The organism is Pseudoalteromonas rubra (genome assembly GCF_005887115.1).
Classification (GTDB): Bacteria; Pseudomonadota; Gammaproteobacteria; order Enterobacterales; family Alteromonadaceae; genus Pseudoalteromonas; species Pseudoalteromonas rubra_F.
Map to the genome: position 1 here is coordinate 76,437 of NZ_PNCJ01000014.1, position 14,034 is coordinate 90,470.

Annotated in this window: 16 protein-coding genes and 1 tRNA gene; 14 read left to right on the forward strand and 3 right to left on the reverse strand. The window is 48.5% G+C overall.

Translation table 11 applies throughout. The features are described from left to right. Positions 1 to 372 precede the first annotated feature (372 nt). Positions 373 to 1,464, forward strand: coding sequence for a glutamate 5-kinase (proB, locus tag CWB98_RS09795; protein ID WP_138544709.1), 1,092 nt, complete (start codon positions 373 to 375; stop codon positions 1,462 to 1,464). Then, positions 1,461 to 2,708 carry a glutamate-5-semialdehyde dehydrogenase gene (locus CWB98_RS09800; protein ID WP_138544710.1) on the forward strand — a complete coding sequence of 416 codons (1,248 nt, stop codon included), beginning with the start codon at positions 1,461 to 1,463 and terminating at the stop codon, positions 2,706 to 2,708. Before proB ends, CWB98_RS09800 begins: the two co-directional genes overlap by 4 nt. Positions 2,709 to 3,020: 312 nt before the next feature. On the opposite strand, the gene CWB98_RS09805 is transcribed toward CWB98_RS09800, so the two are convergent. Next, positions 3,021 to 3,096: transfer RNA gene (locus CWB98_RS09805), tRNA-Ala, on the reverse strand. Positions 3,097 to 3,224: 128 nt separating this feature from the next. Here CWB98_RS09805 and CWB98_RS09810 point away from each other — a divergent pair. Together CWB98_RS09810 and CWB98_RS09815 are read left to right on the forward strand one after the other, a co-directional pair. Then, positions 3,225 to 3,617: a hypothetical protein gene (locus tag CWB98_RS09810; protein WP_138544711.1), complete on the forward strand. Its 393-nt coding sequence runs from the start codon at positions 3,225 to 3,227 to the stop codon at positions 3,615 to 3,617. After that, positions 3,614 to 4,123, forward strand: a complete 510-nt coding sequence (locus CWB98_RS09815) for a prolyl-tRNA synthetase associated domain-containing protein (protein WP_138544712.1) — start codon at positions 3,614 to 3,616, stop codon at positions 4,121 to 4,123. Before CWB98_RS09810 ends, CWB98_RS09815 begins: the two co-directional genes overlap by 4 nt. Before the next feature lie 12 nt (positions 4,124 to 4,135). Here CWB98_RS09815 and CWB98_RS09820 read toward each other — a convergent pair whose 3' ends face one another. Next, entirely contained in the window at positions 4,136 to 5,290 is a 1,155-nt protein-coding gene (locus CWB98_RS09820) for an MFS transporter (RefSeq protein WP_138544713.1), read from the reverse strand. 217 nt (positions 5,291 to 5,507) lie between these two features. On the opposite strand from CWB98_RS09820, the gene CWB98_RS09825 reads away from it, so the two are divergent. The 4 genes from CWB98_RS09825 to CWB98_RS09840 all read left to right on the forward strand — a co-directional run bounded on the left by CWB98_RS09825 (position 5,508) and on the right by CWB98_RS09840 (position 8,586). Beyond that, a complete protein-coding gene (locus CWB98_RS09825; RefSeq protein ID WP_138544714.1) occupies positions 5,508 to 6,050 on the forward strand; it encodes a DUF2058 domain-containing protein in 543 nt (180 codons plus the stop codon). 101 nt (positions 6,051 to 6,151) lie between these two features. Then, positions 6,152 to 6,475, forward strand: a complete 324-nt coding sequence (locus CWB98_RS09830; protein WP_138544715.1) for a c-type cytochrome — start codon at positions 6,152 to 6,154, stop codon at positions 6,473 to 6,475. A gap of 159 nt (positions 6,476 to 6,634) precedes the next feature. Next, positions 6,635 to 7,402 (forward strand): class II aldolase/adducin family protein, encoded by a 768-nt coding sequence (locus CWB98_RS09835; RefSeq protein WP_046003661.1) that lies wholly within the window; start codon positions 6,635 to 6,637, stop codon positions 7,400 to 7,402. An 8-nt stretch (positions 7,403 to 7,410) separates the two neighbouring features. Beyond that, positions 7,411 to 8,586: a mandelate racemase/muconate lactonizing enzyme family protein gene (locus tag CWB98_RS09840; RefSeq protein ID WP_138544716.1), complete on the forward strand. Its 1,176-nt coding sequence runs from the start codon at positions 7,411 to 7,413 to the stop codon at positions 8,584 to 8,586. A 275-nt stretch (positions 8,587 to 8,861) separates the two neighbouring features. On the opposite strand, the gene suhB is transcribed toward CWB98_RS09840, so the two are convergent. Continuing rightward, positions 8,862 to 9,665, reverse strand: a complete 804-nt coding sequence (gene suhB / locus CWB98_RS09845; RefSeq protein WP_138544717.1) for an inositol-1-monophosphatase — start codon at positions 9,663 to 9,665, stop codon at positions 8,862 to 8,864. 282 nt (positions 9,666 to 9,947) lie between these two features. Here suhB and trmJ point away from each other — a divergent pair, with 282 nt between their 5' ends. The 6 genes from trmJ to hscB all read left to right on the forward strand — a co-directional run bounded on the left by trmJ (position 9,948) and on the right by hscB (position 14,024). Continuing rightward, the gene (gene trmJ, locus CWB98_RS09850) at positions 9,948 to 10,670 is read left to right on the forward strand and encodes a tRNA (cytosine(32)/uridine(32)-2'-O)-methyltransferase TrmJ (protein ID WP_138544718.1); all 723 of its coding nucleotides are present in this window, start codon (positions 9,948 to 9,950) and stop codon (positions 10,668 to 10,670) included. Between the two features lie 266 nt (positions 10,671 to 10,936). Continuing rightward, on the forward strand, positions 10,937 to 11,428 hold the full coding sequence (gene iscR, locus CWB98_RS09855; RefSeq protein WP_010384014.1) for a Fe-S cluster assembly transcriptional regulator IscR: 492 nt from the start codon (positions 10,937 to 10,939) through the stop codon (positions 11,426 to 11,428). A 23-nt stretch (positions 11,429 to 11,451) separates the two neighbouring features. After that, entirely contained in the window at positions 11,452 to 12,666 is a 1,215-nt protein-coding gene (locus CWB98_RS09860) for an IscS subfamily cysteine desulfurase (RefSeq protein ID WP_138544719.1), read from the forward strand. Between the two features lie 53 nt (positions 12,667 to 12,719). Continuing rightward, positions 12,720 to 13,103, forward strand: coding sequence for a Fe-S cluster assembly scaffold IscU (iscU, locus tag CWB98_RS09865; RefSeq protein ID WP_138544720.1), 384 nt, complete (start codon positions 12,720 to 12,722; stop codon positions 13,101 to 13,103). Between the two features lie 9 nt (positions 13,104 to 13,112). Further along, the gene (iscA, locus tag CWB98_RS09870; protein ID WP_046003656.1) at positions 13,113 to 13,436 is read left to right on the forward strand and encodes an iron-sulfur cluster assembly protein IscA; all 324 of its coding nucleotides are present in this window, start codon (positions 13,113 to 13,115) and stop codon (positions 13,434 to 13,436) included. Between the two features lie 63 nt (positions 13,437 to 13,499). Next, positions 13,500 to 14,024, forward strand: coding sequence for a co-chaperone HscB (gene hscB, locus CWB98_RS09875; RefSeq protein ID WP_125720955.1), 525 nt, complete (start codon positions 13,500 to 13,502; stop codon positions 14,022 to 14,024). Positions 14,025 to 14,034 lie beyond the last annotated feature (10 nt).

Genomic DNA, 14,034 nt, shown 5'->3' on the forward strand with positions numbered 1-14,034 from the left:
GAGCGGGCTTTGCGCCCATCATCAATCTACTCATGTGCGCAATTATTCATTGCGATCAGACCTTTTTTGCCGCACCAAACCATGGTGAGCCTGCAAAAAACGGTCCGACCCGAAGAGCTGGTCTCTCAGGTCACAATCAATCTTTCTTAGTTTTCGCAGCCACAGTTGCTTGTTAGTACTGAATCATTCAGTGCATGCACGTCAGGGGTCTGTCTGTTTGCCGTTTCGAAATGTACGCTGTATCCGTGTGAGTGAGTATTTCGAAGCCGTTGTTATCTTATCTTTTATGTGGTCGCGTATGCTGACAAAGAAGCATTGTAGTATCAACCAAAATACTGCGTGCATGAGGATATAAGGTAAAACGGAAAAAACATGTCAATCGAAACATCTCAACGCATCGTAATCAAAATCGGCAGTGCGTTAATCGCACCTGAGCAGGACGGTTGCCGCTCTCGTTACCTGCTTAACATTGCCCAGTTTATTGTGCAGTGTCGCGCCAAAGGCAAAGAGGTGCTGCTGGTGTCGTCCGGTGCTGTGGCAGCCGGATCGCATTTGTTCAAAAACAAAGACAAGAGTTCGGTGGCGGTGAAAAAAGCCATGGCAGCAGCAGGGCAGACAGAAATGATCTCGACCTGGGAGCGATTTTTTGACTTTCCGTCGGCTCAGTTATTGCTCACTCACGGCGATTTACGTGACCGTGATCGCTACAACAGTATTCGTGAAACATTGTTCACTTTACTGGAGCAAGGGATCTTGCCTATTATCAACGAGAACGATGCGGTGACGACAGACGATCTCAAGGTCGGTGACAATGACAACCTCTCAGCCATGGTGGCAGCGGCGGCTGATGCGGATTGCCTGATCATTTGTTCGGATGTGAACGGCCTGTATGACAAAGATCCCAATAAAAACACGGATGCCAGGTTGCTGGATACGGTGGGTGAGCTGACGCCGGAAATTTATGCCATGACCGGCGGCCCTACCAGCAGTGTAGGTACTGGTGGTATGAGGACCAAGTTACAGGCAGCAGAAAAGGCCACATCCCATGGTATTGTGACCTATATCGTGAACGGGTTTAACGAAGACACCTTCTCTGAACTACTCAATGGTGCGAATCCTGGTACACGCTTCCTGCCTTATGATACGCCGATGCAGGAAGCCGTACACTGGATGACACACACCGCGTCGGAGCAGGGGGAGCTGATCGTCGAAGCAAACGAGTTTGATGAGCTGAGCTGTGATGACATCGTAGCAGTCAATGGTGACTTCTCGGCGGGGGAAACCGTGCTGGTGAGAAACGAAGATGGTCAGAAGCTGGCCAAGGCAAATAGTAATTACAGCAGCTGTTTGCTTAACTTCATTGCCCAGCAGGACAAAGATATAGTCACTGAGAAAGTTCAGGACAGCATAGGCCCGGTCATCTCACAAAATGATATTGCAGTATTTGAGGAAAGAAATTCATGAGTTTAATTACAGAAATTGCACACAATGCTGCGCAGGCGGCAAAAACCCTGGCACTGTTATCGACCACACAAAAAGATGCGGTTTTACGAGGTATGGCGGGCGCGCTCAGAGCCAGTATGGATGAAATCATTCATGCCAACCAACAAGACCTTGAAGCTGCGCGTGAGAACCAACTGCCTGCTGCCATGGTTGATCGTTTGACACTGACGCCCGAGCGCATAGAAGATATGGCACAGGGTATAGAAACCATCATCGAATTGCCCGACCCGGTTGGCACCGTTCGGGAGCTCTGCACCCGACCCAATGGTATTGAGATCAGAAAAATGCGCGTTCCTCTGGGGGTGGTGTGTATGATTTATGAGGCCCGCCCGAATGTCACGGCGGACGCCGGCGCTTTGTGCTTTAAGTCGGGCAATGGCGTGATCCTACGCGGTGGCAAAGAGGCTCTGCAAAGTTCACTGGCCATCGCCAAAGTACTGCACGGCGTACTGGAAACTCACAGCCTGCCGACGGCACTGATCAGCGTGATCCCCGATCCAGATCGCAGCCTGATGATGGAGCTGATGCAGCAAAAAGATTACATTGACCTGATCATTCCACGTGGTGGTGAAGGATTGATCCAGTTTGTCACACAAAACAGTACCGTGCCGGTGATCCAGCACTTTAAAGGGGTGTGTCATCTGTATGTAGACAAAGCAGCCGATCTCGACAAGGCACTGCAACTGCTGCTCAACGGTAAAACTCAGCGCACCGGTGTATGTAATGCACTCGAAGGTTTGATAGTGCATCAGGATATTGCCGGGCAGTTCTTACCACAAGCCGCACAAGCCTTGCAGCAGCGTGGCGTTAAGATCAATGCTGATCAAACAAGCGCCGGTTACTTTGACAACGCCACAGTGCTGGCTGACGATGAGTTTGGTGAAGAGTACCTGAGCCTTGAGATTGCAGTCAAACAGGTGGCAGATTTCAGTGCGGCAGTTGCACATATTGATCGCTTCGGCAGCCACCACACTGAGGTGATCTGTACTCAGGATATGCAAACGGCAGAACTGTTTCAGCGTAGCGTCGATGCGTCGGTTGTGATGGTGAATGCGTCATCACGCTTCAGTGATGGTGGTCAGCTGGGTTTAGGCGCAGAGATTGGGATCGCAACGACCAAACTGCATGCCTATGGTCCAATGGGACTGGAATCGCTGACAACAGAAAAATATCTGGTCAATGGTGAAGGTCAGATAAGAGATTAGTATCTAATACCAATTTCACTTAATACCTGTTCAATTTGAAGGAGCAAATATGACGCTAACTGTGTGAAAAATTTCTTATTTAGAACAACTAAATAGCAAAATTTTTGCCTTGCCTACATGGACGTAGGTACCTCAGCGATAGCAGGACGCGTGAGCGGTGTTATCGACGATATTTTCTCGCCTCAAAATGGAACACTTAATTAAGCAAATTGGTATTATTGGGTACAAGGATGTGCCCTGAAAATAGCTTAACGCACTGCCTGTTTGTGTGGTTTTTGAGTTTGGGGTTGATGAGCAAGGAAAGGCGGAAAGTGGTGGAGCTAAGCAGGATCGAACTGCTGACCTCCTGCGTGCAAGGCAGGCGCTCTCCCAGCTGAGCTATAGCCCCACTTCCGGTGTCGATTTGACGGTGAGAATTTAAATCATTTTTCTACCCAGCGTCAAGCCTTCGACTCAAAAAACTTGCCAAGATGCCGCTTTGCTTTGTTACACTGGGCAAAAAACACAGAGAAATTTATGATACGTGTGAGTCTACTGTTCGGCGCCGCCCTACTGCTTAGTGCGTGTAGTAGTAAGCCTGAAGTGCCAATTATGGAAGTTGAAAGCCAGCAATTACATCAACGCGTGAATGCCAAGGGGCAAGATGAATTTGCTTTTGTTGTCACGGTGAAAGCTACCCCACAAGTGAATTTGGATACCACCAAGCCAGTTTCCCGGCGCGAGCTGAAGCGCTTTGCGCAGCAGCAGAGGGTAGAAGACTCCCCGGAGCTCAAACTTAAACTCGAAGATGAGGCGGTGGCCAGGCTCAGGCAGGCACTGGAGGATGCCAGTTACTGTGAGTCTGGTTACAAGATAGAGCGGGTGTTCTGGCGTAATCGGAGTGTCCAGCTGCGTGGGGTGTGTCAGTGAGCGTATTGACTGTAGATGCGCTGGCTGCACTAGCGGACAGACTAAACATATCCTATCGGGCATATCAACATCCTCCATTGGCGACTTGTCAGGATGCTGATCGGCTCGAGCTGGCGCGTGAAGGCACGCGTCTGAAAAACCTGTTTTTGCGAGATAATTACGGTCGGCAACACATTCTATTGATCACCACTGCGAGTAAGCAACTTGATTTGAAGGCATTATCTAAACAGCAAGGGTTGTCTCGCCTCGGGTTTGCCTCTGACAGCCGACTACAACAATATCTGGGCATAAAGCCAGGATGTGTATCTGCACTTGCGACAGCCAATGACCCCCAGCAGCATGTCCAGCTGTGGCTGGATGAGGATCTACGAGAGGCTGCTTTATGGCAATGCCATCCTTTCGAAAATGATAAAACCTGGGTATTGTCTTTGGCAGATCTTGAGCTATTTTGGCAGCACACAGGCCATCATCCGCAGTGGCTGTTCTTACCTGAACGACAAACCTGAACGACAGAGCGGTTATAGAGGAAAGCTGGCACTATTGGACCGCGCATCATGATGATTACGCCATATTAATGCTAACCCGGCGATACACATTATCAGTAGAGACAGTAAAAAATAAGGGAGTCCCCAGCGCTGATAGATCAGGCCCGGCAGGTAGGAGCCCAGCGCACCGCCGCAGTAATAAAACGACACATAGGCGCCATTGGTGACCGTGGATTCGGCGCGACTAAGTTGATTAGCAAGGGGGGCGGCACTGGCATGGATCATAAACATACAGGCACAAAACAAGGTAAAGAGCACCAGAAACAGCCAGAAGTTATGCCACAACATGCCCACAATGGTCAGGCAATACACGGCAAATAAGCCACTGAGGATCTGCCACATACTGGCTTGCAGCTTACTCAGCAATGGCGTAGACAAAGACAGGCAAGCGCCAATCAGATACCCTGTGTAAACCAAGCCGATCAGACGAGGATCGCTTATTTTGTAGTCGTTGCTGAGGATAAAGGGCAAATAGTTGAGTAGCGCCGCAAAGCAAAAAAACATACAAAACACGGCCCCATAGAGACCCAACAAATCAGCCTGCCTGAGTGGTTTGAGATAGGCCAAAGGGTGGTTGGCCGGACTGCTGACCACCAGAGCTCGCTGGGGCTTTATCCACAAAGCCAGTATTATCAGGATGATGGCATTGAGCAGGTAAAAGCTCTGCCAGTCAAACCAAACCGCAAAGTTGGCTGCTAATGTGCGGCCGAGGTAGCCACCGGCAATGGTACTGCCAATGTACCAGCTCATTGAGCGCTTCAGCTGACTGTGTTGATAGGTTCGGCCCAGATAGCCGGTCATGGCGGTGAGGGCGGCCGGGAGTAACAACCCCTGCACAAAGCGTATCGCCATCATCCATTGGAAATCCCCGCAGAATGCGAAACCGATACAGCACAGTGCCAGCATCAGCATGCTGGCTTTGATGATCCGCAAAGGGTTACGTTTCGTAAATAATAATCCGTAGCAAATAGGCGCAATAGCCAGTGGCAGCATGGTCAAAGACATCAGCATGCCAGCTTTTGCCGGGGCGACCTGATAAGACTCTGCAAACAAAGACAACAAGGGTTGAGGGGCGTACAACACACAAAAAATGGCAACAGAGCACAGCAGCAAGTGCGGCAGAGACATAATCTATCCATAATGACCAAATCGCGTCCAAATTATGCCTGCCGAATCACACAATTGCGAAGCAAATCACAGAAAACTTGCGTTAAATCATATTTTTTAGTGCCGACTCTGCTAGATTTTTGAGGTGCAAAATTTTTCTTCCGGAATGTTCACCAGCAGTGGTCAAATTCGTCCACTGCGTTAAAATAGCGTCAGTCTAGTTTTATGGAGTGGCATTATGGGATCTCTACAAGATCAACTTTTGAAAGCGGGCCTGACCACCGAGCACAAAGCCAAAGTAGCGAAGAGCGAAAAGCGCAAAGCGCAAAAGAAAAAGAAGAAAAAAGGCGCGACCAGCGATGTCAGTGATCTGCAAAAACACATTGAGCAAACCAAACAGGCTCAGCAGCAAAAAGCGGAAGAGTTAAACAAGGCGAAGCAGGCTGAGCTCAAAGAGCGTGAGCAGGTTGCCAGAGTGAAACAAATCCTGGAACACCATAATCAGGATGAGATCCGTGGCAATGTGACCTTTAACTTTACTTATGAAAGTAAAATTAAAGAGCTGGATGTGAATGCGCAAACTCAGCAGGCACTAGCCAAAGGCAAGCTGGCGATATGCGTACTGGAAGGTCAGTTTTATGTCTTACAGGACGAGCCTGCACGTAAGATCGCAGAAGTTGATGAAAAGTACATTGTCTTTCATGTTGAAGATGATCAGAAAGATAAAGACGAAGATGATCCATATGCGGACTTCGAAGTCCCGGATGATCTGATCTGGTAGGCACAGCAGCCGTACCTGTAAGCTCACCGTCACGAGAGTATGGATAACAGTGCGGCATAGACTACACTTGAATTGATCCGTTATATAAGAAGAGAAAAGATATGAGCAAGATGAAACAACTCACGTTAGCCTGCGGCCTGGCCGTTGCAGCCCTATCTGCCGGTACTGCGAGTGCAGCCGATGGTAAAGCACTTTACACCGCAAAAATGTGTCAGACATGTCACGGTGCAGAAGGTAAAGCACCTATCATGCCTGTGTATCCTAAATTGGCTGGACAAAATAAAGAATACTTGTTGGCCCAGATGAAAGACATTAAATCGGGTGCGCGAAGCAATGGCATGTCTGCGGCGATGAAAGCGATGACAGCAAACGTGTCTGACGCAGAGCTGGAAGCCATTGCAGATTACCTGTCAAAAGTTCAGTAGCACTGACAGTCAATAAAAAAACCACCGCTCGCCGGTGGTTTTTTGATCCACATCGACTATTCTGCTTTCTCCCGGATTGAGTTATTGCATCCCGGAGATGAGTGTTTTAGACTTCTATACATCCAAAATATATTGGGCTTTATAACAAAAGGAAGGGCCATGTTTGAATTGCCGAAACTCAACGTAAAAGACAAAGTCAGTGAGCAAGAATGGCGACTGCGTGTTGATCTGGCGGCGTGTTACCGCTTGGTGGAGCATTTTCGCTGGGGCGATCTGATCTATACACATATGTCTGCACGCCTGCCTGGTACCGATCATTATCTGGTGAATGCCTTTGGACTGAGTTTTGATGAGGTCACCGCTTCTAACCTGGTGAAAGTTGACCTGCAGGGCAATATTCTGGACGACACCCCCTTTGAAATAAACCCGGCCGGCTTTACCATCCACAGTGCAATCCACGAAGTACGTGAAGATGCGCATTGTGTGATCCATCTGCATACCAAAGAAACCATTGCCGTTGCGAGTCTGGAAGGTGGTCTGTTGCCGCTGAGCCAGCACAGCATGTTTTCATTGCCGTCACTGTCTTACCATGAATATGAAGGTCTTGCGGTGAACGAAGCAGAAAAAGCCCGCCTGCAAAATGACCTTGGCACCACCAATCATATGTTGCTGGTAAATCACGGGGGGTTAACAGTTGGACCCACAGTCGGTGATGCCTTTATGCGTTTTTATGATCTGCAACGTGCCTGCGAGATCCAGGTAGCCATTCAGGCGACCGGCCGCCCTGCAAAAGAGGTGCCGCAGCCCATTCAGGACAATATTTATAATCAGGCAAAGGTGGTGCACAGTGGTAGCACCGGTGGCCAATTAGCCTGGCCTGCCATGTTGAGAAAGGCATACCGCCTGGATCCTGGCTTTGCCGAATAGGAGTCAAAATGAAAGTTAATCGCGTCGAAGTGTTTGATATTCACTGTCCGGACAGACCAGCCTGGACCCCGGTATTTGTTCGTATTCATACCGATGAGGGGATTTCGGGAGTCGGCGAAGCCGGTCTGGCTTACGATCTGGGCCACAGTGCAGCTGCTGCCATGATCAAAGAAATGGCGGAAGCCTTTTTAATCGGTCACGATCCGTTCCAGACTGAAATGCTGTGGGCCCGCATGCTGCGTGAGAGTTTCTGGGGCTTAGGTGGCGGACCTGTGGTGTATGCTGCAATGAGCGCCATTGATACAGCACTGTGGGACATTAAAGGTAAAGCCTTAAACCTGCCAGTGTATCAACTGCTGGGTGGTAAAGTGAACGACGAGCTGCGTACCTATGCATCGCAGCTTCAGTTTGACTGGGACAATGAATTTAAGGCACTGGTGCAGCCACACGAATATGCTGAGGCAGCTCACAAAGCGCTGGCTGAAGGCTATGACGCGGTTAAAGTTGACCCTATCATGTACGACAAAGACGGTAATACTTACTACGACCGCACCAAGCTGATCTCTCGCGCCGAAATGAAATTATACCGGGCACGTATGCAGGCGATCCGTGAAGCGGTGGGTGATGAAGTTGATATTATTTTTGAATGTCACAGCCTGCCAGGTGCGACTTCTGCGATTCAAATTGCTGAAATTGCAGAAGAGTTTGACTGTATGTATTACGAAGAGCCGGTTAATTATCTTAACCATTCTTTGCACGCCAAAGTGGCCAACAAAACTGCGGTGCCGATTGCCGGTGGTGAGCGCTTGTATAATCGCTGGGATGTGCGTCCTTATTTTGAAGATCAAAGTATTGACGTTCTGCAGCCAGATATTGGCCTGTGTGGTGGTTTTACCGAGACCAAAAAGGTCTGTGATTACGCCGATATTTTTGATATCCGCATTCAGGCACATGTTTGTGGTGGTCCGGTTGCGACGGCGGCTTCTTTGCACCTTGAAACGGCCATTCCTAACTTCCTTATCCACGAGCATCACACTTATGCAATTAAAAAGTGGAACCGGGAATTGTGCCTTCAGGATCCACAGCCGGAAAAAGGCGTATTCAAGGTCTCTGAGGCACCAGGTATTGGCATTGAGTTGAATGATGAAGTGGTGATGCGCTCAGCCCGGGTCGAAATCAAGTAATACCAATTTGCTTAATTAAGTGTTCTATTTTGAGGCGAGAAAATATGTTCGATAACACCGCTCACGCGTCCTGCTATCGCTTAGGTACCTACGTCCATGTAGGCAAGGCAAAAATTTTGCTATTTAGTTGCTCTAAATGAAAAATTTTTAACACAGTTAGCGTCATATTTGCTCCGTCAAATTGAACAGGTATTAAGTGAAATTGGTATTTGGTTTAGCGTCAGACATAAAAAAACCCAAACAGATGTTTGGGTTTTTTTAATTCTGCATCCGGCTTACTTAAGCAATGACTCAGTCAGCACTGGACGAATTTCTTTTACAATCGCCTGACACAGCTTAGGTGCGCCACAAACGATGTTACCGCTGTTGTTGTAGTTGGCACCGCCTGCGAAGTCCATCAGCATACCGCCGGCTTCTTTGATAAGCAATTCACCCGCCGCTGTGTCCCACGGCTTAAGACCAATTTCATAGAATCCATCGATACGACCCGCAGCAACATAAGCCATATCCAGCGCCGCAGAGCCGGCACGGCGGATATCCGTCGTCTGGACAAATAGGGCTTTAAAGGCTTCAGTGTAAGCGTCCAGGTGATGCTTTTGTTTAAACGGGAAACCCGTTGCCAATACAGAGCCCGCCAGTTCGTTACTCTTAGTAACGCGAATACGTTTGCTGTTCAATTGTGCGCCCTGGCCGCGAGAAGCGGTAAAGAGTTCATCGCGGATTGGATCGTATACAACGGCTTGTTCTACGCGGCCTTTAACTTTAAGCGCGATAGAAATAGCAAAGTGAGGAATGCCCTTGATGAAGTTAGTGGTGCCATCAAGCGGGTCGATAACCCAAAGGTAATCGGCTTGCTTGCCATCAGTATGGCCAAGCTCTTCACCGACAATTGCATGCTCCGGGTAGGCTTTTAAAATTGTGTCACGGATAACCAGTTCCGCTTCTTTATCTACGTTTGTAACGAAATCGTTCGAGCCTTTTTGTGAGGTCTCAACCTGAGACATGTTTTCACACGCACGTAGAATCACCTTACCCGCGTTACGCGCAGCGCGTACCGCAATGTTTAACATTGGATGCATAGCATTACCTTTGAATTGTAAAAGAACTAAAATTTTTGAGCCGGCGTATTCTAGCGACTTTTCCTGCAAAGTAAATAACCCAGCAGCAAAAAATATGTGCTTTTTTTAATCAATATGAGTAAGTGACTCAAATTCGGGCAGTTCTGTTGAGGCGCTCTTGTAGAATGCTTTTACGCTTTACCTGCCTTTCTGTTACCGACTTGCGGTTGGTCCTGATTTTACTATCTGGCGAATTCGCGTTTGTGCTAAACTCCGCCATTATTTTTTCCTGAGGCATAAGACATGGCATTAGAAGACATTCGCATTGTATTGGTTAATACCTCCCATTCAGGCAATATCGGCTCAGTTGCACGCGCGATGAAAACTATGGGGTTATCAAAACTCTATCTGGTAGACCCTGCGTGTGAGGTAGACAGTCATGCCAGCGCATTGGCGGCCGGTGCAACAGATGTACTGGGTAATGCGGTTCAAGTAGAGAAACTAGAAGACGCCATTGCAGACTGTGCCCTGACCATAGGGACCAGTGCGCGTTCTCGTACACTCTCGTGGCCTATGGTTGGTCCGCGTGAATGCGCACAAAAACTCGTTGATGGTGCAGAGAAAACGCCAGTTGCTTTGGTGTTTGGTCGCGAAAACAGTGGCTTAACTAATGAAGAACTACAGCTGTGCAATTACCACGTTTGCATCCCGGCTAATCCGGAGTATAGCTCTTTGAATCTGGCCATGGCAGTGCAGACACTGGCTTATGAAACCCGCATGACCTACCTTGACCGTCAGGAGCAACCTGTTGAGCAGGACGATGTTCAGTACCCGACATCTGAGCAAATGGAGCTGTTCTACGAGCACCTTGAGTCTACCCTGAACGACACAGGCTTTATCATTAAACAGCATCCAGGCATGGTGATGACCAAGCTAAAACGCTTGTTTAACCGCGCGCGCCCGGAAGATCAGGAATTAAACATCCTGCGTGGGATTTTAAGCTCAATAAATAAATCAATAAAATAAAAGAGTTAGCGTTTTGGTATGAGATATGCCAAAGCGCTGCAATAATCTCTTGCGCAAATACTTGACTAAATTACTCAGGTAATTACAATGTCCGTAATACCTGAGGAAATTAGTCAGGTATTACGATAAGCGCAGATTGAATACGTCAGGTAAGTACCTACCTACGTGTTATCCGCATGTACAGGGCGATTCGTTGTTGGTTAATACTTGACTATCTTAGTCAGGTAATTACAATTTGCGCCTTGATAACTTTTCTGGGGGCACGCATGAAACTGACTTCAAAAGGCAGATATGCAGTGACAGCGATGCTGGATGTCGCATTACACGCAAATATTGGGCCCGTGCCTCTTGCGGATATTTCCGAACGTCAGGAAATTTCCCTGTCATACCTGGAACAATTATTTGCCCGTTTACGCAAACATGGCTTAGTCAGCTCTGTACGCGGACCGGGTGGCGGCTACTTGCTGGGCCGCGACGCGCATACTATCTCGGTTGGTGATGTGATCGCTGCGGTCGATGAATCCGTAGATGCAACCCGATGTCACGGGGAAGGCGGCGGCTGCCAGAGCGGCATGCGCTGTCTGACACACACACTGTGGTCGGACTTAAGTATGCGTATAGAAGAGTTTTTAAACAGTATTTCCCTCGCCGAGTTAGTCGCCAATTCTGATGTGCAGTCTGTTGCCACACGTCAGGACAATGGGGTTAACAGTGCAATGAAGCAATTAGAGAATATTCAAGTGAGTTGCCAGCTGTAAACTGGCGTCTAGCGGAGAAAGAAATGAAATTACCGATATATTTAGATTATGCAGCGACCACTCCGGTTGATCAGCGTGTTGCAAACGAAATGATGCAGTGCCTGACGATGGATGGTAATTTTGGTAATCCAGCCTCACGTTCGCACCGTTTCGGGTGGCAGGCAGAAGAGCTGATTGACCAGGCGCGTAATGATATCGCTGATTTAATCAATGCCGATCCGCGTGAAATTGTTTTCACCTCAGGGGCTACAGAATCAAACAACCTGGCGATTAAAGGTGCGGCCAATTTCTATCAGAAGAAAGGCAAGCACGTGATCACCGTTAAGACCGAGCATAAAGCCGTGCTGGATACCTGTCGTGAATTAGAGCGTCAGGGCTTCGACGTCACTTATATGGAAGTGGAAGAAAACGGCCTGCTGGACCTGAAAAAACTTGAAGCTGCTATCCGCGAAGACACTATTCTAATCAGCGTCATGCATGTTAACAATGAGCTGGGTGTGATTCAGGATATCGCGACCATCGGCGAGATGTGTCGCGAGCGCAAAATCATGTTCCACGTTGATGCCGCGCAAAGTGCCGGTAAAGTACAGATTGACCTGCAACAGCTTAAAGTCGACTTTATGTCCTTCTCTGGCCACAAAGTGTACGGTCCTAAAGGCATTGGCGCACTGTATGTCCGTCGTAAGCCACGTGCACGCCTCGAAGCGCAAATGCACGGTGGTGGCCATGAACGTGGTATGCGTTCAGGCACATTGGCAACCCACCAAATCGTGGGCATGGGCGCGGCTTTCCGCGTAGCCAAAGAAGATTTCGAAAAAGATCATGCCCACATCAGCACCTTGCGTAAGCGTTTGCTGGACGGCGTGATGGATATGGAAGAAGTGTATTTCAACGGTGCCATCGACCAGTCTGTGCCAGGTATTGTTAACCTGAGCTTCAACTTTGTTGAAGGTGAATCATTGTTGATGGCGGTTAAAGACATTGCCGTGTCATCTGGTTCTGCATGTACTTCTGCGAGCCTTGAGCCGTCTTATGTACTGCGCGCATTGGGCCGCAACGATGAACTGGCACACAGTTCAATCCGCTTCAGCATCGGTCGTTTTACCACTGAAGAAGAAATCGATTATACCGTTAAGCTCATCAAAGACTCGATTGGTCGTTTGCGTGAGATGTCACCACTTTGGGAAATGTTCAAAGATGGCGTTGACTTAGATGCAGTTGAATGGGCACACCATTAAGCAAATCCGTGTATAGCAAGTTAATACTATAGGCAGGTAGTGAGGAAAGAATTATGGCGTACAGTAACAAAGTAATTGATCACGTGGAAAACCCACGTAACGTTGGTTCATTAGACAAAAACGATCCGAATGTGGCAACGGGTATGGTTGGCGCACCGGCGTGTGGCGACGTGATGAAGCTACAGATCAAAGTATCTGACCAAGGCATCATCGAAGACGCGAAATTTAAAACATATGGTTGTGGTAGCGCCATTGCGTCATCATCACTGGTCACCGAATGGGTTAAAGGTAAGACGCTTGACGAAGCGGGTGAAATCAAGAATACCGACATCAGCGCTGAACTAGAGTTGCCACCAGTGAAAATCCACTGTTCAATTCTGGCAGAAGACGCGATCCAGGCTGCGATTGCAGACTACAAGAGTAAACAGGCGAAGTAAGAGATAACTATGGCAGTGACACTGACAGAGTCGGCAGCAGGCCGAGTACAGACTTTTTTGGCCAACCGCGGTAAGGGCATTGGGCTGAGAGTCGGCATTAAAACGACCGGCTGTTCAGGTCTTGCCTATGTACTTGAGTTTGTCGACGAGCTGGATGAAGGCGATGAGGTATTTGAAGAAAAGGGCGTCAAACTCATCGTCGATGCCAAGAGCCTAGTGTATATCGACGGTACTGAGCTAGACTACACCAAAGAAGGTCTGAATGAAGGGTTTAAGTTTAATAACCCGAATCAAAAGGACGAGTGTGGCTGCGGCGAAAGTTTCACCGTTTAATCTCTCTTGTGATTAATAATTCTAAAGCCCTGCCTTGGTAGGGCTTTGCTGTATTGGATGCGTATGCGATATTTTGAATTATTCGATTTACCTGTCAGCTATCAGGTTGACCTGAACGTTTTAAATCAGCGTTACCTTGACCTGCAACGCGCGGTCCACCCGGACAAGTTTGCCCACCTTGGCGAGCGCGAAAAACTGTTAGCGGTACAAAAGACCGCAGAGATCAATGATGCACTGGCGGTGCTTAAGCACCCGGTAAAGCGCGCTGAGTACATGCTGAGCGAGCGTGGCGTAGATATTCGTGCTGAACAGCAAACACTGCAGGATCCGGCCTTTTTAATGCAGCAAATGGAGCTGCGTGAAGCGCTGGAAGACATTCAGCATAGTGGCGATCCTGAAGCAGAAATCGAGTCATTTGAAGCGCAAGCCAAACAGCTGGAACAGCAATATAGCGCCGGCCTGGGTGAGCTTTTAGCGAGCAGCGACGAAAGTGACCTGCATCGCGCGGCGGATCATATTCGTAAACTCAAGTTTGTTTATAAATTGAAAGACGAGTTGTCTCGAATTGAAGACAGCCTGTTCGACTGATTGATGCGGT

Coding starts and splice junctions, on each gene's coding strand:
- proB (WP_138544709.1), top strand. CDS start 373: ATGTCAATCGAAACATCTCAACGCATCGTAATCAAAATCGGCAGTGCG.
- CWB98_RS09800 (WP_138544710.1), top strand. CDS start 1,461: ATGAGTTTAATTACAGAAATTGCACACAATGCTGCGCAGGCGGCAAAA.
- CWB98_RS09810 (WP_138544711.1), top strand. CDS start 3,225: ATGATACGTGTGAGTCTACTGTTCGGCGCCGCCCTACTGCTTAGTGCG.
- CWB98_RS09820 (WP_138544713.1), bottom strand. CDS start 5,290: ATGTCTCTGCCGCACTTGCTGCTGTGCTCTGTTGCCATTTTTTGTGTG.
- CWB98_RS09825 (WP_138544714.1), top strand. CDS start 5,508: ATGGGATCTCTACAAGATCAACTTTTGAAAGCGGGCCTGACCACCGAG.
- CWB98_RS09830 (WP_138544715.1), top strand. CDS start 6,152: ATGAGCAAGATGAAACAACTCACGTTAGCCTGCGGCCTGGCCGTTGCA.
- CWB98_RS09835 (WP_046003661.1), top strand. CDS start 6,635: ATGTTTGAATTGCCGAAACTCAACGTAAAAGACAAAGTCAGTGAGCAA.
- CWB98_RS09840 (WP_138544716.1), top strand. CDS start 7,411: ATGAAAGTTAATCGCGTCGAAGTGTTTGATATTCACTGTCCGGACAGA.
- suhB (WP_138544717.1), bottom strand. CDS start 9,665: ATGCATCCAATGTTAAACATTGCGGTACGCGCTGCGCGTAACGCGGGT.
- trmJ (WP_138544718.1), top strand. CDS start 9,948: ATGGCATTAGAAGACATTCGCATTGTATTGGTTAATACCTCCCATTCA.
- iscR (WP_010384014.1), top strand. CDS start 10,937: ATGAAACTGACTTCAAAAGGCAGATATGCAGTGACAGCGATGCTGGAT.
- CWB98_RS09860 (WP_138544719.1), top strand. CDS start 11,452: ATGAAATTACCGATATATTTAGATTATGCAGCGACCACTCCGGTTGAT.
- iscU (WP_138544720.1), top strand. CDS start 12,720: ATGGCGTACAGTAACAAAGTAATTGATCACGTGGAAAACCCACGTAAC.
- iscA (WP_046003656.1), top strand. CDS start 13,113: ATGGCAGTGACACTGACAGAGTCGGCAGCAGGCCGAGTACAGACTTTT.
- hscB (WP_125720955.1), top strand. CDS start 13,500: ATGCGATATTTTGAATTATTCGATTTACCTGTCAGCTATCAGGTTGAC.